At 61.2% G+C, this 18,640-nt stretch carries 14 protein-coding genes, 1 tRNA gene and 4 pseudogenes; 12 read left to right on the top strand and 7 right to left on the bottom strand.

Going from position 1 to position 18,640, the window contains the following annotated elements; genetic code table 11:
* Nucleotides 1-35 precede the first annotated feature (35 nt).
* Nucleotides 36-1,220, top strand: a complete 1,185-nt coding sequence (locus BUE09_RS04190) for a PepSY-associated TM helix domain-containing protein (RefSeq protein WP_073299418.1) — start codon at nucleotides 36-38, stop codon at nucleotides 1,218-1,220.
* Between the two features lie 77 nt (nucleotides 1,221-1,297).
* Here the strand turns inward: BUE09_RS04190 and BUE09_RS04185 are convergent, their stop codons facing one another.
* The 3 genes from BUE09_RS04185 to BUE09_RS04175 all read right to left on the bottom strand — a co-directional run bounded on the left by BUE09_RS04185 (nucleotide 1,298) and on the right by BUE09_RS04175 (nucleotide 4,853).
* Nucleotides 1,298-1,699: a DUF1850 domain-containing protein gene (locus BUE09_RS04185; RefSeq protein WP_073299417.1), complete on the bottom strand. Its 402-nt coding sequence runs from the start codon at nucleotides 1,697-1,699 to the stop codon at nucleotides 1,298-1,300.
* Nucleotides 1,696-3,729, bottom strand: coding sequence for a TRAP transporter permease (locus BUE09_RS04180; protein WP_073299416.1), 2,034 nt, complete (start codon nucleotides 3,727-3,729; stop codon nucleotides 1,696-1,698). Before BUE09_RS04180 ends, BUE09_RS04185 begins: the two co-directional genes overlap by 4 nt.
* Before the next feature lie 170 nt (nucleotides 3,730-3,899).
* Nucleotides 3,900-4,853, bottom strand: a complete 954-nt coding sequence (locus BUE09_RS04175) for a TAXI family TRAP transporter solute-binding subunit (RefSeq protein ID WP_073299415.1) — start codon at nucleotides 4,851-4,853, stop codon at nucleotides 3,900-3,902.
* A gap of 376 nt (nucleotides 4,854-5,229) precedes the next feature.
* Here BUE09_RS04175 and BUE09_RS04165 point away from each other — a divergent pair.
* Both BUE09_RS04165 and BUE09_RS04160 read left to right on the top strand, forming a co-directional pair.
* Nucleotides 5,230-5,658: pseudogene (locus BUE09_RS04165) on the top strand (DNA methylase).
* 236 nt (nucleotides 5,659-5,894) lie between these two features.
* Nucleotides 5,895-6,137, top strand: a complete 243-nt coding sequence (locus BUE09_RS04160; RefSeq protein ID WP_073299413.1) for a hypothetical protein — start codon at nucleotides 5,895-5,897, stop codon at nucleotides 6,135-6,137.
* A gap of 13 nt (nucleotides 6,138-6,150) precedes the next feature.
* On the opposite strand, the pseudogene BUE09_RS20560 reads toward BUE09_RS04160, so the two are convergent.
* Nucleotides 6,151-6,323: pseudogene (locus BUE09_RS20560) on the bottom strand (phosphonate metabolism protein/1,5-bisphosphokinase (PRPP-forming) PhnN); the annotation flags it as partial.
* Between the two features lie 118 nt (nucleotides 6,324-6,441).
* Here BUE09_RS20560 and BUE09_RS04155 point away from each other — a divergent pair.
* Both BUE09_RS04155 and BUE09_RS20830 read left to right on the top strand, forming a co-directional pair.
* Nucleotides 6,442-6,879, top strand: a complete 438-nt coding sequence (locus tag BUE09_RS04155; RefSeq protein WP_073299412.1) for a YqaA family protein — start codon at nucleotides 6,442-6,444, stop codon at nucleotides 6,877-6,879.
* A 116-nt stretch (nucleotides 6,880-6,995) separates the two neighbouring features.
* Nucleotides 6,996-7,073 (top strand): annotated as a pseudogene (locus tag BUE09_RS20830) (hypothetical protein); the annotation flags it as partial.
* Here the strand turns inward: BUE09_RS20830 and BUE09_RS04150 are convergent.
* Nucleotides 7,070-7,222: pseudogene (locus BUE09_RS04150) on the bottom strand (helix-turn-helix domain-containing protein); the annotation flags it as partial. The pseudogenes BUE09_RS20830 and BUE09_RS04150 sit on opposite strands and share 4 nt — an antisense overlap.
* A gap of 338 nt (nucleotides 7,223-7,560) precedes the next feature.
* On the opposite strand from BUE09_RS04150, the gene BUE09_RS04145 reads away from it, so the two are divergent.
* Nucleotides 7,561-7,755: a hypothetical protein gene (locus tag BUE09_RS04145; protein ID WP_143164616.1), complete on the top strand. Its 195-nt coding sequence runs from the start codon at nucleotides 7,561-7,563 to the stop codon at nucleotides 7,753-7,755.
* Between the two features lie 169 nt (nucleotides 7,756-7,924).
* On the opposite strand, the gene BUE09_RS04140 is transcribed toward BUE09_RS04145, so the two are convergent.
* Complete coding sequence (locus BUE09_RS04140) at nucleotides 7,925-8,293, bottom strand: PH domain-containing protein (protein WP_073299410.1); 369 nt, start codon at nucleotides 8,291-8,293, stop codon at nucleotides 7,925-7,927.
* 138 nt (nucleotides 8,294-8,431) lie between these two features.
* On the opposite strand from BUE09_RS04140, the gene BUE09_RS04135 reads away from it, so the two are divergent.
* Both BUE09_RS04135 and BUE09_RS04130 read left to right on the top strand, forming a co-directional pair.
* Entirely contained in the window at nucleotides 8,432-10,552 is a 2,121-nt protein-coding gene (locus tag BUE09_RS04135; RefSeq protein ID WP_073299409.1) for a TonB-dependent siderophore receptor, read from the top strand.
* A gap of 57 nt (nucleotides 10,553-10,609) precedes the next feature.
* On the top strand, nucleotides 10,610-11,335 hold the full coding sequence (locus BUE09_RS04130; protein WP_073299408.1) for a DUF4198 domain-containing protein: 726 nt from the start codon (nucleotides 10,610-10,612) through the stop codon (nucleotides 11,333-11,335).
* 279 nt (nucleotides 11,336-11,614) lie between these two features.
* Here BUE09_RS04130 and BUE09_RS04125 read toward each other — a convergent pair.
* Nucleotides 11,615-11,691 (bottom strand) — tRNA-Arg (locus tag BUE09_RS04125).
* A 329-nt stretch (nucleotides 11,692-12,020) separates the two neighbouring features.
* Here BUE09_RS04125 and gabD point away from each other — a divergent pair.
* The 4 genes from gabD to BUE09_RS04105 all read left to right on the top strand — a co-directional run bounded on the left by gabD (nucleotide 12,021) and on the right by BUE09_RS04105 (nucleotide 18,395).
* Nucleotides 12,021-13,469, top strand: a complete 1,449-nt coding sequence (gabD, locus tag BUE09_RS04120) for an NADP-dependent succinate-semialdehyde dehydrogenase (RefSeq protein WP_073299407.1) — start codon at nucleotides 12,021-12,023, stop codon at nucleotides 13,467-13,469.
* 425 nt (nucleotides 13,470-13,894) lie between these two features.
* On the top strand, nucleotides 13,895-16,000 hold the full coding sequence (locus BUE09_RS04115) for a 3-hydroxyacyl-CoA dehydrogenase NAD-binding domain-containing protein (RefSeq protein ID WP_073299406.1): 2,106 nt from the start codon (nucleotides 13,895-13,897) through the stop codon (nucleotides 15,998-16,000).
* 43 nt (nucleotides 16,001-16,043) lie between these two features.
* On the top strand, nucleotides 16,044-17,240 hold the full coding sequence (locus BUE09_RS04110; protein WP_073299405.1) for an acyl-CoA dehydrogenase family protein: 1,197 nt from the start codon (nucleotides 16,044-16,046) through the stop codon (nucleotides 17,238-17,240).
* 12 nt (nucleotides 17,241-17,252) lie between these two features.
* Nucleotides 17,253-18,395 (top strand): acyl-CoA dehydrogenase family protein, encoded by a 1,143-nt coding sequence (locus BUE09_RS04105; RefSeq protein ID WP_073299404.1) that lies wholly within the window; start codon nucleotides 17,253-17,255, stop codon nucleotides 18,393-18,395.
* Nucleotides 18,396-18,640: the final 245 nt, after the last annotated feature.

Here is an 18,640-nt window from a genome sequence, read left to right as displayed (position 1 = left end):
GCGGCTTTGTGCTTTCTGCAAGACGGACCCCAACCATGCGTTCGATCCTCGTACTGCTGCACCGCTACATCGGCCTGGCGACGGCGCTGTTCCTGTTTCTCGCCGGCATCACTGGCAGCGTATTGGCCTTCCATCATGAACTGGATGAATGGCTGAATCCCGAGTTCTACCACACCGCCAGCCAGGGCCCGGTGCTGGCGCCGGGGGCGCTGGTCGAGCGGGTCGAGCAGGCCAACCCGCGCATGCAGGTCTGGTACATGGAATTCCCGGACGAGCCGGGACACGCGGCGTTGATGGCGCTGGTGCCACGTAACGATCCGGCCACTGGCAAACCCTATGATGAACAGCCGGTGGTGCAGTACCTGGATGCGGTGACCGGCGAGCTGGTGGGTACACGCTACTGGGGCGAGTGCTGTTTTTCCCGGCGAAACCTGGTGCCTTTTCTGCTGGAATTTCATTACAACCTGACGCTGCCGGGCAACTGGGGGCTCTGGCTGATGGGCATCGTCGCGATCTGCTGGACCCTAGACTGTTTCGTCTCGCTGCTGCTGACCTTCCCTCGAGCGCAGCCATTCTTCGGTAAGTGGTGGACGGCCTGGAAGATCAAGCGGCAGCGGCTCAACCATGACGTGCATCGCGCCGGCGGATTGTGGCTGTGGTTGCTGCTCACGCCGGTTGCCATCAGCAGCATCGCCATGAACCTGCCGGAGCAGGTGTTCAAGCCGGTGGTTTCGCTGGTATCGGAGGTCGAGCCGAGCGTCTACGAGGCGCGCGGCCGGCTGCCCAAGGACGAACTGGGCACGACCCAGTACGACTTCCATCGCGCTTACGACTACGCCATGCAGCACGCCGCTGAGCTAGGCCTGACCGAAACGATCACCGAGCTGTACTACAGCTTCGAATATAACTTCTACGGCGCCGGCTTCGGCGAGCACGACAGCAACCAGGGCAATGCCTGGCTGTTCTTTCATGGCAGCGATGGCACGCAATTGCTGGGGCAGGAAATACCCGGGCAGGGCACCCTGGGCGAGCAGTTCCATATGTTGCAACCGGCGATTCATGGTGGGCGGATTCTTGGAATGCCGGGGCGCATCCTGATTGCGGTACTTGGCGTGGCGATTGCCGTGCTGTCAGTGACCGGCGTGGTGATCTGGTGGCGCAAGCGGCGCGCCAGACAAGGAATGGCGAGCAAGCGCAGAGAAACGGTGCAAACGGCCTGACTGACAGCTAAACAGCTGGGCTAACGTAGGGCGGATCACGCGTCACCGATCCGCCACGCGGCAAGCCTCAGACAGAGTTAGGAGGAGCTGTCCGTCGAAACGGTGCAACTCCAGAGTTCCAGCGCGGGCTGCTCCGCTTTTGGCGGGCCGAGCCATTCGCTCATCGCGTGGCAACGCTGGTCGAAACACAGTTGATAATCCCCTGCTTCGGGGGTTCGCCCCATTCGCAAGGGTTGTAACGGCGGCATCTGGCGCTGGTAGTGCCAGGCCCCGTCACGCAGTTCGGCGTCATCCGGAATTTCCATCCCGGCACCTGAACCCTTGACTCGCGCTTCGCCGAGCAGCAGCCCGTCCGGCGTCACGCGGTAATCCTCTTCCCAGCGGATCTTCTCGATCGTGTGGTTCCAGGCCAGGGTGAAATCGGCTGTGGGCACCTCTGCCCACACCACCCCGGCCAGTCCCAGACAAAGACCGATCACGCCAGTACCGGGCCGGCCCGGCGGGCCCGCACGATGTGCTGAGCCAGCAGCAGGATGCCGATACCAAAGCCGATTTCATCGGTGATCGGCATGGCCATGATCAGCGTCGCACCGGCGGCAAATCCGAGCACGCGTTCCCACCAGGCCAGTGGCCGCTGCAGATAGCCAATCGAGGCGATGCCCCACAAACCAATGGCGAAGGCCGCCTTTATCACCATGTAGGCGGTCATCCAAAGACTCTCGCCCTGCATCATCAGCGAGGGGTTGTAGACGGCCATGAACGGCACCACGAACCCGGCAACGGCGATGCGCACCGCCCACATGCTGATCTTCAGCCCGGTCTCCTTGGCGATTGGTGCCGCAGCAAAGCAGGCCAATGCGACGGGAGGCGTCAGGTCTGCGAGGATGCCGAAATAGAACACGAACATGTGCGAGACGAGCAGCGGTACACCGAGATCCAGCAATGCCGGCGCGGCGATGGAGCTGGTGATGATGTAGTTGGGGATGGTCGGAATGCCCATGCCCAACACCAGGCAGGTCGCCATGGTCAGCAGCAGCGAGAGGAACAGGTTGTTCTCGCCGACGGCCAAAATGTAGCCGGCAAAGGTCGAGGCCACGCCGGTCAGCGACACCACGCCGATGATCACGCCGACCAAGGCGCAGGCGATGCCCACCGGCACAGCATGGCGCGCGCCTTCCACCAGCGCATGAAGGCACACCAGCAGCGTGTCGCGCCCGCCCTTGATGAACCAGCAGACCGCTACCAGCACGGCAATGACGGCAAAAATCACACCGATGCCGAGCTGGAAGAATCCGGCGCAGAGCACGCCCAAGGCGATCCAGAAGGCGATGCGCAAGCCAAATGACGAGACCCTGAGGATGATTGCCGAGCCAAGGATGACGATGGCTGTCAGCGCTAGACCGACCATCCCGGAGAACAGTGGCGTGCGCCCGGAAAACAGCAGATAGACCAGCACACCCAGCGGAATCAGCAGGTACCAGCGCTGCTTGACCGCGGCCATTGCGCTGGGACATTCCTCTTTCGGCAGGCCTTTCAGATTGGCGCGCTTGGCTTCCAGATGGACCATCCAGAACACCGAGCCGAAGTACAGCAGGGCCGGGATCAGCGCTGCCTTGGCGACTTCAATGAAAGGCACGTTGATGGTTTCGGCCATGATGAAAGCCACGGCGCCCATCACGGGCGGCATCATCTGGCTACCCATCGAGGAGGTCGCCTCGACGCCGCCGGCAAAGGCGGCCTTGTAGCCGAATCGCTTCATCAGCGGGATGGTGAACTGGCCGGTGGTTACGACGTTGGCCACACCGGAACCGGTGATGGTACCCATCAATGCCGAAGACACCACCGACACCTTGGCCGGGCCGCCCAGCTTGTGGCCGAACAGGCCCATGGCGAAGTCGGTGAACAGCTTGATCATGCCCGCCTGTTCGAGGAAGGCGCCGAACAGAATGAACAGGAAGATGTAGGTCGCCGATACGTAAGTCGGAGTGCCGTACAGGCCTTCGGTGCCAAAGGCCAGCTGGTTGACCATCTGATCGATGGCGTAACCACGGTGCGCCAGATCGCCGGGCAGGTACTGGCCAAGCAGGCCGTACGCAAGAAACGTGGCGCAGATGATCGGCAGGGCGATGCCCATGACCCGGCGAGCGGCTTCGAACACCAGAACGATCAGCAGTACGCCGACAGCGAAATCGAGGGTCGTGAGGTCACCGGAGCGCTGGATCAGGTCAGCTTCGAAATACCACTGGTAAAACGCAGTGCCCATGCCAGTCAGGGCCAGAACCCATGCGAGCGGCTGCCAGGGGCGACCTTTGCCCGCAGCGGGAAAATACAGAAAAACGACCATCAACAGAAAGCCGACATGCCCTGCTCGCAGCACCTGGCTGGATACCGGGTGAAACGCGGCCATGACGATCTGGTAAATGGAAAACAGCAGGGCCACATAAAACAGTGCCTTTGGCCAATCGGCCGCATTGCCCGTCAAGCCTTGTTCTTGTTGTAGTTCGCTCATGAAATGCCTCGAGCTGGATAAAACGTGGTCGCGTAGAGCCGCTAACAAAACCTGCCGTGCCTGCACGCTGGTTTTACTAGCGCCTCTTCAGATTCGGATTGGGCGAGCCGCAAGCGTCAGGACCGACGCCTGCGGTTCAGACCGGGCAGCAGGGGCTGCCCGGGGCGTAATCAGAGTACGCCGGCTTCCTTGTAGTAACGCTCGGCACCCGGATGCAGCGGGATCGGCAGCGCCTTGGTAGCGTTTTCCAGCTTGATGTCCTTGGCAGCGGAGTGCGCGTTGCCCAACTGATCGAGGTTCTCGAACAGCAGCTTGGTCATCTGGTAGGCAATGTCATCCGGCACGTCTGAATGGGTCACCAGGATATTGGTAATGGCTACGGTCGGCACGTCGGCTTCCTGGCCATCATAAGTACCGGCTGGAATCTTGGCGGCCTGGTAGGCGTCGTTACCAATCTTGGCGACTACATCTTCCGGGATTTCCACGTAGTTCAGCGGCATGGTGGAGGACAGGTCGCGGATCGCGGCCATACCCAGGCCTGCGGACTGCAGGGTCGCGTCGAGCTGGCGGTTCTTGATCAGCTCTACGGATTCGGCAAACGGCAGGTATTCGACCTTGCCCATGTCCTCGTAGCTCAGGCCTGCGGCCTTGAGGATGGCGCGAGCGTTCAGTTCGGTGCCGGATTTCGGCGCGCCGACGGAGATCGACTTGCCCTTCAGATCAGCCAGCGTCTTGATGCCGGATTCCTTGCTGGCAACGATCTGAATGTAGTTCGGGTAGCTGCCGCCGATGGCGCGCAGCTTCTTCAGCGGTGCCTTGAAGCCCGCGTCTTCCACGCCATTCCAACCATCAGCCACGGAATCACCGAGCGCAAAGCCCAGTTCGCCACGCCCGGCTTGCAGCAGGTTGAGGTTTTCGACCGATGCCTTGGTTGCCTGCACGGAGGTTTTCGCGCCGTCGATGCCTTTGCTGTACAGCTGGGAGATGCCTACCCCGATTGGGTAGTACACGCCACTGGTGCCGCCCGTGAGGATGTTGATGAAGGTCGGCGCGGCCACTGCGGCGGTGCTCGCGGTGAAGGCCGCTGCGGCAGCAAGCAGGCTGAAGCGTTTGGTCAATCTCATGGTGTATCTCCGTTTCGTTGTTATTGGTTTTGCAGAACTGACGATAGACGATCAGCTACAGCGCCAGGGCTGCATGCAACGACAAGAAAAGAGAGACGGCGTCGGATGTGCTTTCACATGGAGAGCAGGAGTGCTGTGCGGCTTTTCTTGTCGTTGGTCGTCGCATCGGGCATTTCAGACATAGCACGAGCTGTGCCATAAACGCTGAAGGCTCTGTTTCGGCGGGTTTCTGGCTGATTACAGCGTCCATTGGCAAGAACCCGCTCATGATCGAAGGCTTCGTAGGCAGATTCTTGCCGATCATCCGGCATATCCGAGCGAACCCTGAGCTGTTGCTGGCGTCGCAACAAAAGAATACGGCGAGCGAGGCGCAGCAATGGCCAGAGATATCAGTGCGAAAGAACTCGGGATCGATATCAACCAGGGCGAAGGGGAGCTGTTCAAGTGGTTCATCGCCAGCTTTCTATTCGGCAAGCGCATTCAGCAGGACATCGCTGCCGACGCCTATCGTGTCATCGTCGAAAAGCACAAACGCGACACGCCGAGAAAGATCGGCAACTGCAGCTAGCAAGAACCGGTGGACATGCTGGGGGAGGGCCACTACGTGCGCTACGACGAGTCGACGGCCGAGCGACTGCTCAAACTGTGCAACAAGCTAAACAGCGAATACGGCGGCAAGCTCGGCAACATCCGCGAGCGAAGCAAGGATCGCAAGGAGCTGGAAAAGCGCCTGGCCGAGTTCGAAGGCATCGGGCCTAAGACCGTGGAAATCTTCCTGCGCGAGGCGGAAACGGTCTGGTGTTGATCAGGGCTTCGACCATGTTACACGTGCCAACCAGCGTTGAACCCAGTCCCGTTGCGCCACGACTGGTGCAGGAGCTAGCTTGCTGACGATCACACCGCGGCGTACCGGATTCTGCTGCGCGGTCATCCCTTGACGGCTGCCCCGCGCGGTTGGCCCTAGCCATCCCGACCGGCCGCGCTTGTGCTACCAAACGATCCGGCTAAAGTGGCGCCAGATACCCAGAGAAACCCAGCCCTATGCGTGCTGTATTGTTCGCGCTCATCGTATGCCTGCCTTTATTAGCCACCGCTGGCCCGGCGCCGTATTACCAATGGCAGAGCAAGGCCGATGGCACGTTGATCTGCCGCCAGACCTCGCCTGGGCATGGCTGGGAACTGCTCAACGGCCAACCTTTCCGCGACCTCAACTGCACCCTGCCAGCTGGCCGCATAGAAAGGCCCAACGCCGTGCCGGGCTTTCATCCGCAGCCCGGCCGGTGAACCGTTAGCGGGCGAACGCATCATGAGTGACGACCTCGGCGGATTCGCCCAAGGCTTCGGCGGAGCGCGTGATGATCCGCCGTGCGACACGTAAGCCGCGCTCGGCCAGGCTTCGCGCGCGGCATCGAGCACGCTGTCCTTGCCCGAGCCCGAGAGGGCGATGAGATAGATCAGCCTGCCTTTCATCGAATGCTCTGTTACTTTGCCTGGCGCGTTGTCAGTGCCGTGCAGCCTCCAGATTTTCGTTGGTATCTGCATATCTCGCCGCTGGCGCTACCTGAGCCCGACACTCCGTACCTTTTAGATGTTTGATCTTTCCGCCTATTTCGGCCTGTTCGGTGCCGCCTTCGCCGCAGCGACCCTCGTGCCCGCACAATCCGAAGCCGTGCTGGTGGGGTTGCTGCTGCATGGATCACAGCCTGCCGCGGCACTGTTGCTGGTCGCCACGGCAGGCAATGTGCTCGGTTCGCTGGTCAACTGGCTGCTGGGCCGCTCGGTCGAACGGTTGCGTCACAAGCGCTGGTTCCCTGTTAGCGATCAACAGCTCGAACGCGCGCAGCGCCGTTACCACCGCTACGGCCGCTGGTCGTTATTGCTGAGCTGGGTGCCGATCATAGGCGACCCGCTGACCGTGGTCGCCGGTACCTTGCGCGAGCCATTGTGGAGCTTTCTGCTGCTGGTCACCCTGGCCAAGGGCGGGCGTTACCTGTTGCTTGCCAGCGTGACGCTCGGCTGGCTTTAAGGTAGTCCAGCGGCATCGTTAACCTCAGCGTAACGAAACGCCTCTGCGCTTGATTGATGACCCTCCGGTCGTCTCCCTACTGTGCGCTCCACAAGCGGAAAAACTGTGGAGTCGCCATGACAACAATAATCTCCCCACCGCCGCAGTGGTCGCGCCGTCGAGCCGAAAAGGCCCGTCGTCTCGATCAGGTGCAGCGCAGGGCGCTCTCCAGTGAGTGAATGGCACGGTGCACGCTGACGTTGCTGGTGTTCAACTCCGCGGCCGCTTTGCTGAGATTGCCGCTGCGCATGAAGGCCAGAAACACCTCCAATTTTTTTAGCGTGAGTTCTTCGTCAATCTGCATGGCGCTTGCTCGAGGGCCGGGCAGTCGAGTATGCCAAAAGGGTCTCCCGGCTGTTTATCTCAGACATCGAGCGAAGCCTGGTGCCGATCATCAGCTCGGTGCCGGTTGTGACCTGCTTCAAAAATCGGCAGACATGCACATCGCAAGGGTGCATTTGGCGAATCGTGCATCATGCAACACAAGGTGAAACCGCGTTACGTATAAGTATTTGATATTTAAGAATAAATTGCTTTCAAGAGATTGGCACGTCGTATGCTCCAGTTGCGTATCGTGACAGGCGTAACACAACAATTCGATCAGCATGGCTGAGCGGCGCGCCAGCCAGGAATATGGAAAGCATGAATAACAGACTGAACGGCAAAACCGAGATATGGGCCGATGGCTATTCATTCATGGAAATGAGCGAGACGTTGCTGACCGCGTTAGGTATCCGCGCAGAAGAACCTAAACCTCCCGAGCCAAGTTCGCGCCGTGCCGACCTGGCGTCTTCAACTGCAAAAGCAACCTGTCCCGGTGTGGAAGTCGAACGGTAACGACGGCCGTTTCGTTTCTGCAGTTGGAATCAAGCTGCTCGCTAACCCAATGCTAGCGAGCCAGGGCTGCTGTCGTTACGTCACCTGATGCACAAGCACAACGAGTCGAACGGTGCACCGCGAACCTGCGGTAAAGCCGCTGCGGTGCAGCCTGCAGTCAATTAACAGTTCAGAGCACGTGTTTGGATATGTACTTCGATATTTCAACGATCGAGGTCCTGCCGGTGAACTCGAACTTGACCTTCCCCAGTGACGAGAAATACACCTCCAGCTCCGAGTCCAGATCGAAGGTCCCGGACGTCTCCACCGAATAGGCGACGATGTTGTTGTAGGGCAGGGAGGTGAAATCCTTCTTGCTGCCGGTAATGCCCTGCACATTGACCGCGATGATCCGCTTGTTGGTAAACACCACGCCGTCACGCATGGACTTGTAGGAATCGATCACCTGTTCGTCGTCCAGTAGCAGCGAGCGGACCCGCTCTGCGTATTCATCGTTCTGCTTTAGCTTGAAGAAACCCTTGTTATCAAAATCGATCATCGCTGCGTTCCTCGTCATGGATCGTTGTCGCTGCATGCTGCCCTAGCTGAACGCGGCTTGCCAGAGCGCCTGCGGCCTTGACAGTGACAGACCGATTCCGATCAAATGTTACGGTATAACATTTGATCGGAAGCGGGCATGAACAGCAGTAGCGTTGCAGCAAGCATTTTGGGACTAGCCGCCGCGGCAGGTTTGGCCAGCATGTCAGCGTTGGCGCAGGAGTCAGACAGCGCAGTTCTTGAAGACGTGGTCGTCACGGCAGACCGGGAACAAGTCTTAGCAGAGGGCTACCGGACTCGGCGTTCAGCGAGCGCCACCAAGACGGATACGCCGCTGGAGGAGGTTCCCCAGGCGGTCAGCGTGATCCCCGCCACGGTGCTTGAAGATCTGGATAGCCCGCGTATCGAAAAGGCGCTGGATTATGCGGGCGGCGTGGCGCGGCAGAACGACTTCGGCGGCCTGACCATGTACGAATACAGCATTCGTGGGCTGACGACCTCTGAGTTCTACAAGGACGGCTTCAGCGTCAACCGCGGCTACATGAACCCTCAGGACCCATCCAACGTCGAGCGCATCGACGTGCTCAAGGGGCCGTCGTCCAGCCTGTACGGTCGCGGTGACCCAGGCGGTACCATCAACATCGTCAGCAAGCGCCCGCAGAACGACAGGTTCGCCCGGCTGGACCTGAGCGCTGGGCGCTGGGATCGCTATCGCGGCAGCCTGGACGTCAACACACCGTTGGATGACGAGGGCAAGATGCTCTACCGCATGAATCTAGCGGTAGAGGACAGCAAGCGTTTTCGCGATTACCGCTCCGGCGAGCGCCAGTTCTTCGCGCCTGCGTTCAGCTGGGATCTGGCGCCGCAGACGCGCCTGCTGGTGCAAGCCGAAGTCATCCGCAACAGCCAGGTGTTCGACCGTGGTGTGGTGGCGCCAAATGATCATCTCGGAAGCGTCTCGCGTACGGAGTTTTTCGGTGAGCCCGGCGACGGTGACATCGACAACAACAACGAGAGCCTGCAGGCTGAGATCGAGCATGATCTGAACGCCAGCTGGACCGTCCGCCTGGCCAGCCACTACAAGCAGGGTCGCCTGAGCGGTGGTGCGACTGAAGCGAGCAGCCTTGCGGCTGACACGCATACCCTCAACCGAGAATACCGCTACCGCGATTTCGATTGGCAGGACAGCATCACCCAGCTGGAGCTGCGCGGTCTGGTCTATACGAGCGACATCGAACACAACCTGTTGATCGGCACCGAATACGAGCGTTACGTCAAGAACGAACGCCTGATGCGCTCCCGTCCTGTCTCGCAAATCGATATCTACGAGCCGGTCTATGGGCAGCTAAGACCGCCGTTTAGTGTTGGCCCCGATGGGCGCAGCACCCACCGCCACGAACGGGTCCATTCCCGTTCGATGAACCTGCAGGATCAGATGCGTTTCAGCGAAAAATTCTTCGGTGTTGTTGGCGCCCGTTACGACCATTACGAGCATCGGCTGGACAACGAAGTCGTCAGCACGCGCATGGAGCAGACCCATGAAAAGGTCACGCCACGCATTGGGGCGCTGTATCAGCTGATGCCTGAAGTTGGCGTGTTCGCCAATGCCTCGCAGTCGTTCAAGCCCAATGGCGGCATTGATGCGTCAGGCACGGCATTCGATCCGGAAGAAGGCGTTGGTTACGAAGCGGGCTTCAAATTCGACCTGCTCGACAGCCGTCTGGGCATGACCGTCGCTGCCTTTCACCTCACCAAGGAAAACGTACTCACTGCCGATCCGGTCGACTCCGCGTATCAGATCGCCGCGGGCGAGGTGCGTAGTCGCGGCATCGATTTCCAGCTGACCGGCCAGCTGACCGACGCGATTCGGCTGATCGGCGCCTACGCCTATGTCGATGCCGAAGTGACGGAAGACAACACCCTCGCGCGCGGCAGTCGCTTGCTCAACGTGCCCGAGCACAGCGGCAGTCTGCTCGGTGTGTATGAGTTTCTCGACGGTGGACTGCGCGGTTTGGAGCTTGGCGGCGGGGTCAATTACGTCGGCGAGCGCTCCGGCAACGTGGCGGACAGCGGCTTCGAGCTGCCGGGTTACACCACCATAGATCTGCTGGCGCGCTACAAAGTCACGCCGGACATGACCTTAGGCGTGAATCTCAATAACGCCTTCGACCGCACCTACTACGAGCGCTCCTACAGCAACGTCTGGGTGATGCCTGGCGAGCCGCGCAACCTGAGCCTGAGCCTGTCACTGAACCTGTAACGCAGAGCCGGCTCGCCCCGGGCCGGCTCGTCACTCACTAGTCCAAAAGGATGGAAGATGAACAAGCACCACGCGAAATACGCCATGACTTTGATCGCTGCACTGATGGCAGGGCAGGCCGCGGCCCACGGCATGTGGACCGAAGAGCGTCGCGGCAACATCGAGGTGATCTACGGTCATGGTGCCGAAGACAACGCCTTTGACCCGAAGAAAATCTCCGGCGCCTGGGCCACAGACCGCCACGGCAGCCGAATCCCTGTCACAGTCGAGCGGCTAGAGAACCACGCACGGCTGAAGCCGATTGAATCGCCGGCGGTGCTCAGCGTGGCGCTGGATAACGGTTACTGGACCCAGGCGCCGGACAAGCAGTGGCTCAACGTCGGAGAATCGAAGGTTCCCGGCGCGCTGGATTCCGGGCGTTACTACAAGTACAGCCTGGCGGTGCTGCATGAGGGTGCGGAACTGCCGGCGCTGGACAAGCTCAAGCTGGCCATCGTGCCGCAGCGTGATCCCTTATCGGTTGAAGTAGGCGAGGCGCTGGAGGTTCAGGTCCTGGTCGACGGCAAACCGGCCGCCGATGTCGAGTTGATCGCCGATCACGTGAACAACCCGGACGAGGTGGCTGCAACCACCAACAAGCAGGGCAAGGCGAAGATCACCGTGCGCAACCACGGCCTTAACGTCATCGCCGCCTCCACCACGGTCCCGAGCGAAGACCCGGACGCACGCGTGCGCGGCATGTTCTCCTCGCTGAGTTTCGTCAGCGCGAAGCACGAGCACTGACCGCGTCGACCTCACAGCGAAACGAGATTGCTCAAAACATAACCACCAAGGGCTCGTTGGTGGTTAGCGACACGGCCTGGGACCGGAAAAGCTCGCTTCAAACGGCCAGCTTGAACGCGATATACGCTTGGATCGTAGAGCTCCAGGCCACACCGCGGCTCGAATGGCCTCAGGTGCAGCACCGATCAGGTTGAGGTGCAGCGCAAATACCTGGCTTCTGACCAGCCGCCCCGAAACGAAAAAGCCCCGGATTTTCATCCGGGGCTTTTTCTTTGGAGGTGGCGCACCAGGCGGGATTCGAACCCACGACCCCTGCCTTCGGAGGGCAGTACTCTATCCAGCTGAGCTACTGGTGCGTTGCGGGCGCAATCATACGCATGTCGTCTGCGGTCGTCCATGGCGCTTCGGCAGCTGCTCAGCGCGCAGTGCTGTGGTTCTGATAGCCGATCGCGGCGTCATCAGGTCTGGTTATGGTGCGTTAATTTTTCCGAACAGGGTGTTGCCCGATGCCAGCCAGCAGGCCTAGCATGCGTTCGATATCTCAAACGCTTTAGCTCACGGCAGGAACCCTGGGGCTGTCCCTTGCTCTGACTTAACTCGAGCAGTTCCACTGCCAATCGCCTTTCCAATCGGCCAGATGGCCTCGGTCCAATCCCGGCACCCTGCCGGCTCTCAGGAGACTGCCATGCAACTCAAAGACAACAAGCTGTTCCGCCAGCAGGCTTATATCGACGGCGCCTGGCAGGACGCGGACAGCGGCCAGACCATCAAGGTCAACAACCCGGCCAGCAACGAGATCCTGGGCAGCGTGCCGAAAATGGGCACCGCGGAAACCCGTCGCGCCATCGAAGCGGCCGAGCGCGCACTTCCGGCCTGGCGTGACCTGACCGCCAAGGAGCGCTCGCAAAAGCTACGCCGCTGGTTCGAGCTGATGATGGAGAACCAGGACGACCTGGGTCGGCTGATGACGCTGGAGCAGGGCAAGCCGCTGGCCGAATCCAAGGGCGAGATCGCCTATGCCGCCTCCTTTATTGAGTGGTTCGCTGAGGAAGCCAAGCGTGTCTATGGCGACACTATCCCGGGCCATCAAAAAGACAAGCGCATCATCGTCATCAAGCAGCCGATCGGCGTCACGGCGGCCATCACCCCGTGGAATTTCCCGGCGGCGATGATCACCCGTAAGGCCGGTCCAGCGTTGGCGGCGGGTTGCACCATGGTACTCAAACCCGCGAGCCAGACGCCTTTTTCCGCGCTGGCGCTGGCCGAGCTGGCGGAGCGTGCGGGTATCCCGAAAGGTGTGTTCAGCGTCGTCACTGGTTCGGCGGGTGACATCGGCAACGAGCTGACCGCGAACCCGACGGTGCGCAAGCTCAGCTTCACCGGCTCGACCGAAGTTGGCGCGAAGCTGATGGAGCAGTGCGCCGCGGGCATCAAGAAGGTGTCGCTGGAGCTGGGCGGCAACGCGCCGTTCCTGGTGTTCGATGACGCGGACCTCGACGAAGCAGTCAAAGGCGCCATGCAGTCCAAGTACCGTAACGCCGGCCAGACCTGCGTCTGCGTCAACCGCATCTATGTACAGAACGGCGTGTACGACGAGTTTGCGAAGAAATTCCAGGCTGCGGTCGAAAAACTGAAGGTTGGCAATGGACTCGATGAAGGCACCGACATCGGCCCGCTGATCGACGACCGCGCGGCGGCCAAGGTCAGAGAGCACATCGAGGACGCCGTCGCCAATGGTGCACAGGTACTCACCGGCGGTAAGGCGCACCAGATGGGCGGCAGCTATTTCGAGCCGACGCTGATGGTCAGCGTGCCGCACCATGCCAAGGTGGCGAAAGAGGAAACCTTCGGGCCGCTGGCGCCGCTGTTCCGTTTCGAAGACGAGGCCGAGGGTATCGCCCTGGCCAATGACACCGAGTTTGGGCTGGCGGCCTATTTCTATGCGCGCGATCTGGGTCGGGTGTTCCGTGTGGCCGAAGCAATCGAGTCAGGGATGATCGGCATCAACACCGGGATGATTTCGACCGAGGTGGCACCCTTCGGTGGCGTGAAGTCGTCCGGTCTGGGCCGTGAGGGTTCGAAGTACGGCATGGATGACTATCTGGAAATCAAATACCTCTGCTTGGGGTTGTAAGGCTTTAGTTCAGCTGCCCGGGGGATCGCTTTCGCCCCGGGGGTTTGCGGTTGCCACGGCTGATTGCTGGGCCGTCAGTTGTTACGTCTTCCGGGTGCCCAGCAGCCTGGAGCGACGAGTCGTCAAGAATTCTGAGCTCATCGCGCGGACGATTCGCCACTGCGATGTTCATTTGCCGCTCCCTGTTCGCCGCCACCCTTAGTGTTGAGCCGCTTGTCGCATTCGATCTTATTGCATCCTCTCTAACGGGCATCGCCCCAGATCTCACTTATGTTTCGAGCGCTGTCGTGGTTATGGCGGTTGTCAGTCGAAGCGATTATTGCCAGTCTCTCGACATGCGGAAATGACTCGACTATTCTGCTGTGCGAAACATGATTCCGTGAAATAACAACTCCAATCATTCATTTCACAAGCGGAGGCCAGCCATGACGGATGCCGTACGGCTCGAAATTCAGGGCGAAATCGCTCTGATCACGGTCAACAACCCACCGGTCAATGCGCTCGGGCACGCCGTGCGCGAAGGCTTGCTGCAAGCCTTTCAAAACGCTGAAACGGACTCGCAGGTGCGCGCCGTGGTGCTGGTCTGTGAGGGCAATACGTTTATTGCCGGGGCCGACATCAAGGAATTCGGTAAGCCGCCGCAGGCGCCGAGCCTGCCGGAAGTGATCGAGGTCATCGAAGGCAGCAATAAGCCGAGCGTGGCGGTCATTCATGGCACCGCTTTGGGTGGCGGGCTGGAAGTCGCGCTGGGCTGTCATTACCGGATCGCCCGCAAGGACGCCAAGGTCGGCCTGCCCGAGGTGAAGCTGGGTCTGTTACCCGGTGCCGGTGGTACTCAGCGGCTCCCGCGTCTGGCCGGTGTCGAGAAGGCGCTGGACATGATTGTCAGCGGCACGCCGATCAGTGCTGCTGAGGCGGTCGAGCACAAGATTGTCGACGAGCTGTTCGAGGGTGATCTGGTGGACTCCGGCCTGGCCTATGCCCGCCGTATGGTCGAAGAAGGCCGCGCACCGCGTCGCACCGGCGAGCAGACCCGCGGCTTGGAGGGTGCCGACAACGAGGCACTGATCCGCGCCAAGCACGCTGAAGTCACCAAGCGCATGCCCGGGCTGTTCTCGCCGCTGCGTTGTATCGCGGCGGTGGAGGCGGCCACCAAGCTGCCGCTGGCCGAAGGTCTCAAGCGTGAGCGTGAGCTGTTTGCCGAGTGCCTGAACTCGCCGCAGCGTGGCGCCTTGGTTCATTCATTCTTCGCCGAACGCCAGGCGGGCAAGATCAACGATCTGCCATCCGATGTGAAACCGCGGCCGATCAAGACCGCCGCGGTGATCGGCGGCGGCACCATGGGTGTCGGTATCGCTTTGAGCTTCGCCAATGCCGGTGTGCCGGTGAAACTGCTGGAAATCAATGACGAAGCGCTGCAACGCGGCCTGCAGCGTGCCCGTGACACCTACGCGGCGAGCGTCAAGCGCGGCAGCCTGACCGAGGAGGTGATGGAGAAGCGCCTCGCGCTGGTCGAAGGCGTGACCGAGTACGCCGCGCTGGCCGATGCCGACGTGGTGGTCGAGGCGGTATTCGAGGAGATGGGCGTCAAGCAGCAGGTGTTCCAGCAGCTGGATGCGGTGTGCAAGCCCGGCGCGATTCTCGCCTCCAATACGTCATCACTCGATTTGAATGCCATCGCGGCTTTCACCAAGCGCCCTGAAGACGTAGTCGGCCTGCATTTCTTCAGCCCGGCCAACGTCATGCGCTTGCTGGAAGTGGTGCGTGGCGAGAAGACCAGCAATGAAGTGCTGGCCACCGCCATGGCCATCGGCAAGCAGCTGAAAAAGGTCTCGGTGGTGGTTGGCGTCTGCGACGGCTTCGTCGGCAACCGCATGGTCTTCCAGTACGGCCGCGAGGCGGAATTTCTGCTGGAGGAGGGCGCCACGCCACAACAGGTCGACGGGGCGCTGCGCAACTTCGGCATGGCCATGGGGCCGTTCGCCATGCGCGATCTGTCCGGTCTCGATATTGGCCAGGCGATCCGCAAGCGCCAGCGCGCGACGCTGCCGGCGCATCTGGATTTCCCCACCGTCTCCGACAAGCTGTGCGCCGCCGGCATGCTCGGGCAGAAGACCGGTGCTGGCTACTACCGCTACGAGCCGGGCAACCGCACGCCACTGGAGAACCCCGAACTCGTGCCTATGCTGGAAGCAGCGTCGCAGGAGAAAGGCATCGAGCGAAAGGCGCTGGACGAGCAATACATCGTCGAGCGCTGCATCTTCGCCTTGGTCAACGAGGGCGCGAAGATTCTCGAAGAGGGTATCGCCCAGCGGTCCAGCGATATCGACGTCATCTACCTCAACGGCTATGGCTTCCCGGCCTTCCGCGGCGGGCCGATGTTCTATGCCGACAGCGTTGGCCTGGACACCGTGCTGGCGCGAGTCAAGGAGCTGCACGCACGGTGCGGCGACTGGTGGAAGCCGGCACCACTGCTGGAAAAACTGGCCGCCGAAGGCCGCACCTTCACCGAATGGCAGGCCGGACAATGAACGCGACCCGCCTGCAATCCGAACGCACCATGAGGACCTTCCCATGAACGTCAACTACACGGCCGAAGAGCTCGCCTTCCGCGATGAAGTGCGCGCCTTCCTGACAAACGAGCTGCCCGCGGACATCGCCGCCAAGGTCAAGCTCGGCAAGCACATGTCCAAGGAAGACCATCAGCGCTGGCAGCAGATCCTGGTCAAGCGCGGCTGGTACGCGCCGGGCTGGCCGGTGGAGCTGGGCGGCACCACCTGGGGCCCGGTTGAAAAGCACATCTTCGACGAGGAGTGCGCCGCCTTTGGCGCGCCGCGCAGCGTGCCCTTCGGCGTCAACATGGTCGCCCCGGTGATCATCAAGTTTGGCACCCAGCAGCAGAAGGACTATTACCTGCCGCGCATTCTTTCCGGTGAAGACTGGTGGTGCCAGGGTTATTCCGAGCCGGGCGCCGGCTCCGATCTCGCCAGTCTCAAGACCCGCGCCGTGCGCGATGGCGACCACTACGTGGTCAACGGCCAGAAGACCTGGACCACCCTCGGCCAGCACGCCAACATGATCTTCTGCCTGGTGCGCACCGACCCCGAAGCCCAGCAGCAGCGCGGCATCAGCTTCCTGTTGATCGACATGAGCACGCCGGGCATCAGCGTGCGGCCGATCATCACCTTGGACGGCGATCATGAGGTCAACGAAGTCTTCTTCGACAACGTCCGCGTCCCGGTGGAAAACCTCGTCGGCGAGGAAAACCAGGGCTGGACCTGCGCCAAGTACTTGCTGACCCACGAGCGCACCGGCCTCGCCGGCATCGGCGCCTCCAAGGCTGCGCTGGCGCATCTGAAACGCATCGCCATGAAGGAAGTCTGCGACGGCAGGCCTATGCTCGAAGACCCGCTGTTCCGCGCTCAGGTCGCGGAGGTCGAGATGCAGCTGATGGCCATCGAGATGAGCACCCTGCGCATCCTCGCAGCGGCGAAAGAGGGCGGCGTGCCCGGCGCGGAGTCCTCGATCCTCAAGGTCAAGGGCACCGAGATCCGCCAGGCCATCACCAGCCTGCTGCGCAAGGTCATCGGTCCTTATGCGTTGCCCTTCCTCGAGGAGGAGCTGCAGCTGGACTACGAAGGCGATCTCTTGCACGCCGACTACAGCGCGTCGCTCGCCGGCGACTACTTCAACATGCGCAAGCTGTCGATCTTCGGCGGCTCCAATGAAATCCAGAAGAACATCGTCTCGAAGATGATTCTCGAGCTGTAAGGGGGCACCGCAATGGACTTCAAACTGACTGAAGAGCAGCAAATGCTGCAAGACACCGCGGCGCGTCTGGTGCGCGACGCCTACCCGTTCGAGCAGCGCGAGAAATTCAGCGAGTCGGAGCTGGGCTTTTCCTCCGAGTTCTGGGGGCAGCTGGGCGAGCTAGGCCTGACCGCCGTGCCGTTTGCCGAGGAGATCGGCGGCTTTGGCGGCGGTGGGGTGGAAACCATGCTGGTGATGACCGAGCTGGGCCGCGGGCTGACGCTCGAACCCTACCTGCAATCGGTGATCTATGGCGGCGGCTTGCTCAATCAGCTGGGCAGCGACGCGCAGAAAACCGATCTGCTGCCTCAGGTCGCGGCCGGTTCGCTGCAGCTGGCGGTGGCTTTCGACGAGCCGCAGAGCCATTACAACCTGCACGATGTACAGACCAAAGCTGAAGCGGTCGACGGCGGTTATCGCCTGAGCGGACGTAAGGCCGTGGTGATTGGCGGACACAGCGCCGGCAGGATCATCGTCTCGGCGCGCACTGCCGGCGACAGCCGCGACGAAACCGGCATCAGCCTGTTCCTCGTCGATCCGAACGCTCAAGGCGTCAGTCGCCGGGTGTACCCGACCATCGACGGGCGCAAGGGCTGCGAGCTGTTCCTCGACAATGTGCAAGTGGGCTCCGACGCGCTGCTCGGCGAAATCGGTAATGCGCTCCCGGCGCTGCGCTACCAGCAAGGCCGCGCCATCGCCGCGCAATGCGCCGACGCGCTGGGCAGCATGGACGAGGCCTGCAAGCTGACCCTCGACTACCTGAAAACGCGCAAGCAGTTCGGCGTTCCAATCGGCAAGTTCCAGGTGCTGCAACACCGCATGGTGGACATGCAGACCGAGCTGGAGCAGGCCACCAGCATGGCGATCCTCGCCGCGACCTTTGCCGATGGCGAAGACAACGACGACCGCCGCCGCATCATCGCCGCCGCCAAGTACATCTGTGCCCGCGCCGCACGCAAGGTGGCCGAGGAAGCGATCCAGCTGCACGGCGGCATCGGCATGACCTGGGAATACAACCTTGCCCACCACGCCAAGCGCCTGGTCATGATCGCCCACCAGTTCGGTGACGATGACCATCATCTGAAGGCTTATGCGAAGCTGATGCAGGTGGCATAACGCACCAATCGCGACACCACGACCGGGCCTTATGGCCCGGTTTTGCTTTGCAGGCATCCCTCTATGAGACGGGCTGGCCGGCGCTCCGCTTTAGCTCACCGTTGTGGTGAAGGTGGTGACGAAGGGCAAGCGGACCTGCCACCCGAGCGCGATGCAAGGCGAAGAGAGCAGCGCTTAAATTGCTGCGTAGGGTGGGGCTTTAGCCCCCCGAGATGGTGTTGGTGGTGGGCTGAAGCCCACCCTAC

This window comes from Stutzerimonas xanthomarina DSM 18231 (assembly GCF_900129835.1).
Lineage (GTDB): Bacteria > Pseudomonadota > Gammaproteobacteria > Pseudomonadales > Pseudomonadaceae > Stutzerimonas > Stutzerimonas xanthomarina.
The sequence above is the reverse complement of the archived record's forward strand: the minus strand, read 5'-3'. Positions and strand labels throughout refer to the sequence as shown.

Coding starts and splice junctions, on each gene's coding strand:
- BUE09_RS04190 (WP_073299418.1), top strand. CDS start 36: ATGCGTTCGATCCTCGTACTGCTGCACCGCTACATCGGCCTGGCGACG.
- BUE09_RS04180 (WP_073299416.1), bottom strand. CDS start 3,729: ATGAGCGAACTACAACAAGAACAAGGCTTGACGGGCAATGCGGCCGAT.
- BUE09_RS04175 (WP_073299415.1), bottom strand. CDS start 4,853: ATGAGATTGACCAAACGCTTCAGCCTGCTTGCTGCCGCAGCGGCCTTC.
- BUE09_RS04160 (WP_073299413.1), top strand. CDS start 5,895: ATGCGTGCTGTATTGTTCGCGCTCATCGTATGCCTGCCTTTATTAGCC.
- BUE09_RS04155 (WP_073299412.1), top strand. CDS start 6,442: ATGTTTGATCTTTCCGCCTATTTCGGCCTGTTCGGTGCCGCCTTCGCC.
- BUE09_RS04145 (WP_143164616.1), top strand. CDS start 7,561: ATGAATAACAGACTGAACGGCAAAACCGAGATATGGGCCGATGGCTAT.
- BUE09_RS04140 (WP_073299410.1), bottom strand. CDS start 8,293: ATGATCGATTTTGATAACAAGGGTTTCTTCAAGCTAAAGCAGAACGAT.
- BUE09_RS04135 (WP_073299409.1), top strand. CDS start 8,432: ATGAACAGCAGTAGCGTTGCAGCAAGCATTTTGGGACTAGCCGCCGCG.
- BUE09_RS04130 (WP_073299408.1), top strand. CDS start 10,610: ATGAACAAGCACCACGCGAAATACGCCATGACTTTGATCGCTGCACTG.
- gabD (WP_073299407.1), top strand. CDS start 12,021: ATGCAACTCAAAGACAACAAGCTGTTCCGCCAGCAGGCTTATATCGAC.
- BUE09_RS04115 (WP_073299406.1), top strand. CDS start 13,895: ATGACGGATGCCGTACGGCTCGAAATTCAGGGCGAAATCGCTCTGATC.
- BUE09_RS04110 (WP_073299405.1), top strand. CDS start 16,044: ATGAACGTCAACTACACGGCCGAAGAGCTCGCCTTCCGCGATGAAGTG.
- BUE09_RS04105 (WP_073299404.1), top strand. CDS start 17,253: ATGGACTTCAAACTGACTGAAGAGCAGCAAATGCTGCAAGACACCGCG.